This window comes from Maribacter sp. 4G9 (assembly GCF_002742265.1).
GTDB lineage: Bacteria > Bacteroidota > Bacteroidia > Flavobacteriales > Flavobacteriaceae > Maribacter.
In genome coordinates, this window is the sequence record NZ_MDGL01000068.1 from 1 (window position 1) to 5,161 (window position 5,161).

The 5,161-nt window shown below is 42.8% G+C and carries 5 protein-coding genes; 3 read left to right on the forward strand and 2 right to left on the reverse strand.

The features are described from left to right. Positions 1–182: 182 nt before the first annotated feature. On the reverse strand, positions 183–1,712 hold the full coding sequence (locus BFP75_RS09820) for a WD40/YVTN/BNR-like repeat-containing protein (RefSeq protein ID WP_240531756.1): 1,530 nt from the start codon (positions 1,710–1,712) through the stop codon (positions 183–185). A 151-nt stretch (positions 1,713–1,863) separates the two neighbouring features. Here BFP75_RS09820 and BFP75_RS09825 point away from each other — a divergent pair, with 151 nt between their 5' ends. From BFP75_RS09825 to BFP75_RS21800, 3 genes are read left to right on the forward strand one after another with little or no spacing between them, the layout of a single operon-like run. After that, a complete protein-coding gene (locus BFP75_RS09825; RefSeq protein WP_099545155.1) occupies positions 1,864–3,156 on the forward strand; it encodes an aminopeptidase P family protein in 1,293 nt (430 codons plus the stop codon). 36 nt (positions 3,157–3,192) lie between these two features. Beyond that, positions 3,193–3,963, forward strand: coding sequence for an exodeoxyribonuclease III (locus tag BFP75_RS09830; RefSeq protein WP_099545157.1), 771 nt, complete (start codon positions 3,193–3,195; stop codon positions 3,961–3,963). 2 nt (positions 3,964–3,965) lie between these two features. Next, entirely contained in the window at positions 3,966–4,142 is a 177-nt protein-coding gene (locus BFP75_RS21800; RefSeq protein WP_165776569.1) for a DUF4448 domain-containing protein, read from the forward strand. Between the two features lie 73 nt (positions 4,143–4,215). Here BFP75_RS21800 and BFP75_RS09840 read toward each other — a convergent pair whose 3' ends face one another. After that, entirely contained in the window at positions 4,216–4,500 is a 285-nt protein-coding gene (locus tag BFP75_RS09840) for a hypothetical protein (RefSeq protein ID WP_123803379.1), read from the reverse strand. Positions 4,501–5,161 lie beyond the last annotated feature (661 nt).

Below are 5,161 nucleotides of genomic sequence, written 5' to 3' on the forward strand. Positions count from 1 at the left end.
GCTTCGACAGAGTTCTGTGATGGTAAAATTTCCGGTTCTCCATTCACAGATAAATTCAATTTTTTGTTCCATAATCGTTGATTCTTTCCAAGGCATGACAATCTGAAGTTTGGTTCAAATTGCAATCTAAAAAGTGTAAACGATGTTTATATAACTCTGTAAAGGATGTTTGTATATCGTACCTATTGGCTACCCACGTATACCCTATGTTTTGTATGGGGCGAAAAGGCCAATGGAAAATTCCAATGCCAGCGGTATTTCAATTTTCCCGGTTCCCAACCGTAGCCGGCTTCCGGCCAAACCCGTACGTCACGGGCGTGTCCCGTTTTAACATTATAACGTTGCAGTCCCCCATCATAACAACCGGACCAAACGATGTCATTGTCAAAGGGATCGGGCTGTGCAAAGCCGCTTTCGCATCCGCCCACACCTTTCCAAAGGCCCAAGGGGATATAACCCTGTTTGCTGTTACTGGGCCCCATATAGGAATAACCGTCTTGCCTGTTCCCAAAAACATTATAGGGAATTTTATCATCTACGGCCACGTGGTACATCTGGGCAATGGGAAGCACGATACGTTGAAAGGTTTTACCATGGTTCATGCTTATACTGGCGCCCCCATCATGGGCCACCATGAGTCGGTCCGCATTGGTCGGGTCCACCCAGATATCATGGTTGTCGCCACCTGCACTGTAGCCGCTTTCAATGGTTTTACCGCCATCCTTGGAGATGCTGAACTTGACACTGGCAAAATAGAGCTCGTTAGGATCTTCGGTAGATATCGCCATCCGCGTGTAATAGGGCGCACGTTCGGCAATGTCATGGTTGCGAGTCTGTAGGATCCAGGTGTCCCCAAAGTCTTCGGAGCGATAAAGGGACGGACTATCGATTTCAAAAAGAGCATAGACAATATTGGGGTTGGAATGTGAAGTGGCTACGGCTGTTTTTCCCACGGGATGGTCTTCGCCTCCGGGCAGACCGTTTTTGGACAAGGGCTCCCAAGTATCCCCACCATCCAAAGTTCTGTAAACACCTCCTCCGGGACCACCGCTGTTCAAGCCCCAAGTGTTGATATGTATGGACCACATGCCTACTAGGAGTCGGTCTGGATTTTTTGGGTCCATGGCCAGTTCGGCTGCACCCGTGTTCTCATCCACAAAAAATATCCGATTCCAAGTCTTCCCGCCATCCGTAGTTTTATATACGCCCCGTTCCTGCTGTGGTCCGTAGGTATGTCCAAGGGCAGCTGCATATACAATGTTCGGATTGGTAGGATGCACAAGGACCCTACCGATGCGCCCTGTTTTTTCAAGTCCCATGTTTTTCCAAGTCTTCCCGCCATCTTCGGATTTGTAAATGCCATCACCCATGGCATGGGCGGGCCGAATCACAAAGGTTTCACCCGTGCCTACCCACAGGATTTCGGGATTTGTTGGAGTAATGGCCAAAGAGCCAATGGACGAAACATCCTGGTCGTCAAAAATGGGGTCCCAGCTAATACCGCCGTCGGAGGTTTTCCACAATCCTCCCGATGCCGCACCGATGTAGGTGGTCATGGGGTCTCCCGGTACCCCGGCCATAGCAATGGTACGATTGCCTTCGGGGCCAATAAATCGGAATTTTAAGTTTTTAAAAACAGAAGGTTGGGTTTGGCCAAAAGCCGATAGGAAAGCAAAAAGTAAAAATGTAGTTAAAAAAGACCGGTTTTTCATGGCATTAGGTTTGTTGGTAAACGGTTCGCACAAGTTAACCATTTGTTCCCTAAAATGTCTTTTAACCAAGTATGTAATTTCAGCAAATATGTGCCGTAATCTTTACAAGAACCATGGCTATTGTTTAATTTTATGTCAAAATCATATTTACATGAAATACGAACAGATACCAAATTCTCTTTTTATAAAGAACCGTAAAAAATTTATGGGCCGTATGCGTCCCAAAAGTATTGCGGTTTTCAACTCCAATGATATTTATCCCATCAGCGCGGATAGTGTAATGCCCTTTGAGCAGCATCGGGATATTTTCTATTTGAGCGGGGCCGATCAGGAGGAAACCATTTTGGTATTGTTTCCGGATGCCATGGACAAAAAACACCGGGAAATCCTGTTCGTTCGTGAAACCAACGACCATATTGCCGTTTGGGAAGGCGCAAAAATGACCAAGGAACAAGCAACGGAAATTTCCGGCATACAGACCATTTATTGGTTAAAGGAATTCGATAAAATATTCTTTGATCTGATGACGGAGGCCGATACCGTTTACTTCAATACGAATGAGCATTATCGGCAGGCCGTGGAAACCCAGACCCGTGAGGATCGCTTCATCCAAAAGTGTAAACAGGAATACCCCGCCCATCAAGTGGCGAAGAGCAACCCGATACTTCAGGAAATCCGAGGTATCAAGGAACCGGAGGAACTGGAATTGATGCAAATGGCCTGTAACATTACCGAGAAAGGTTTCCGTAGGTTATTGGGCTTTGTAAGGCCCGGCGTCATGGAGTATGAAGTGGAGGCGGAGTTATTGCACGAATTTATACGGAACCGTTCCAAAGGATTTGCCTATCCGCCCATCATCGCCTCGGGCAATAATGCCAATGTACTGCATTATTTGGAAAACAATAAACCGTGTAAGGATGGTGATATGCTTCTAATGGATGTGGCCGCGGAATATGCCAATTATTCCAGCGACCTTACCCGGACCATACCTGTGAACGGGCGATTCACCAAAAGACAAAAAGAAGTCTATAACGCCGTATTGCGGGTGAAGGACGAAGCTACCAAATTGTTGGTACCAGGAACGCTGTGGGCGGAATATCATAAGGAATGTGGTAAGCTCATGACCTCGGAACTTTTAGGGCTCGGGCTGTTGGACAAGGCCGATGTTCAAAATGAAAATCAGGAGTGGCCGGCCTATAAAAAATACTTTATGCATGGTACCAGCCATCATATTGGGTTGAACACCCATGACTATGGTGCGTTAAAAACACCGATGAAAGCCAATATGGTCTTTACGGTAGAGCCGGGGATTTACATTCCTGCAGAAAATATGGGTATCCGTTTAGAGGATGATGTGGTCATTCAGGAAAATGGAGCCCCCTTCAATTTAATGCGCAATATTCCCATTGAGGCTGAGGAAATTGAGGAGCTGATGAATGCTTAAAGAGGGTCAAAAAATAACAACCAATAAGTTTGAGTTATGAAACTAGTATCGTGGAACGTTAATGGGATAAGGGCTTCTGTAAAAAAAGGCTTTGAGGATGTTGTGTCCAGTTTTAATGCCGATATTTTTTGTATTCAGGAAACCAAGGCACAGGACGATCAAGTGGAAGACGCCCTAAAGGGCATCACAGATTACGAACTGTTTACCAACAGTGCGGAAAAAAAAGGGTATTCGGGAACAGGAATTTTATCAAAGTCGAAACCCATTTCCTTTGGAAGTAATATGGGCATTGCCGAACATGATATGGAAGGAAGGATATCCTATGCGGAATATGACGCATTTTATCTGGTCAATGTCTACGTGCCCAATAGCGGAAACGGGTTGAAACGTTTGGACTATCGCTCCGGGTGGGACAAGGATTTTACCGATTATCTATTGAATCTTTCCAAAAAGAAACCGCTAATTATTACAGGCGATTTTAATGTGGCCCATACCGAAAATGATTTGGCCAACCCAAAATCCAACTACAACAAGACCTCCGGATTTACACAGGTGGAAATCGATGGTTTTGAGCATATGTTATCCACTTTAAAGGTAAAGGACAGTTTTAGGACTTTACACCCGGATACTTTTGATAAATATACCTTCTGGAGCATGCGCGGCGGGGCCCGAAGCAGAAACGTAGGTTGGCGTATCGATTATTTTTTGGTCAGCGAATCCCTGTGGCCCAAAGTGAAGTCGGCGGAAATCCATGACCAGATTATGGGCAGCGACCATTGTCCCATCAGTTTGGAAATAGATATATGATTATGGGTGTATTTATGGTTTTACAGGATGTTTCTGAAATAGAAAAGAAAATGCAGGAAGCTCCGGACAGTTCCTATGAAATAGGGGTTGCCATTGGCACCTATTTGCCTTTTGTGGTGTTGATTTTAGTGGCGTACTTATTTTATTACTACTCTAAAAAGAGGAGAGGTTCTGAGTAGTATTATGTATAGTTGAAGTGGTTTGTGAATGATATGAGAAGACCTTGTTTTTTAATTCAGTTCTTTGTTGTGGCTAGTTTTTTATAACAATTAAAATTGATGTTTTTTCTGGTTCATCTCCATAATAGTAATGAGCTTCATTCAATTCAAAATTCACTGAAACAGTATATGTTCCGTTTATTTTTTCAAATGAGTGATAGAAATAATCGACCTGTAGCATTGTTTCAGAATCGGGTTTTTCTAGTCTTAATTCAGGAACCCATTCCGTTTTCCATTTTACAATTTCATCTTGACTAATATTAGTGAAATCATACTTTGAGAAACGTTCTATTCTTTCAATCTGATTATCCTTATTCAAGTAATGAATAGATTTATACCACATTTCACAATCTGTTGCAAGTAATTCTTGGTCAGAGTCGTAAAGAGTTTCAATTATTTGATTTTCTTTTTACTCAAATTCCACTTTATTTGCTAGATAGTACAAATTGTCCGTGATTAGCTCTCCGTTTTTTAAAAACCCCAACAATATCACTCGTCCTTTATTATCCAAGGTTTCTCTAATTATCCATCTTTTGTCTTTTGGGTTTTTCACATTCCATTCCAATACATTCCAACTAGATGCTGTTGGTGAATATTCGTGATAGAGTACTTTCACTTGTCCGATAGACTTACAAGTTGTAAAAGTCAGTAGTATTAATATGTAAATTATTCTGTTCATTCAAATTAGCCACAACGGTCTTGTGTATGGCTCGTTGCGGGAAATCAGCTATGATTTTCCGCCGTAACGGAAAGATAGCAAATTGCAATGAATTCCGATTAGGAATTCAGCCGCAATGAGCTATACACGTCTTAAGTTTGATTCTCTTTAAATTGATGTGTTAATCAGAAAGAACAAAAGAGAGAATTAAGGTTACTATACACGGTGAAGCTTACGACTTCGACAACATTGATAATCCTCTCTCTTTTACTACTTAAATCACGTTCAGTTCTGTGAGACTTTAGATCTCGTTTTCAAGTTG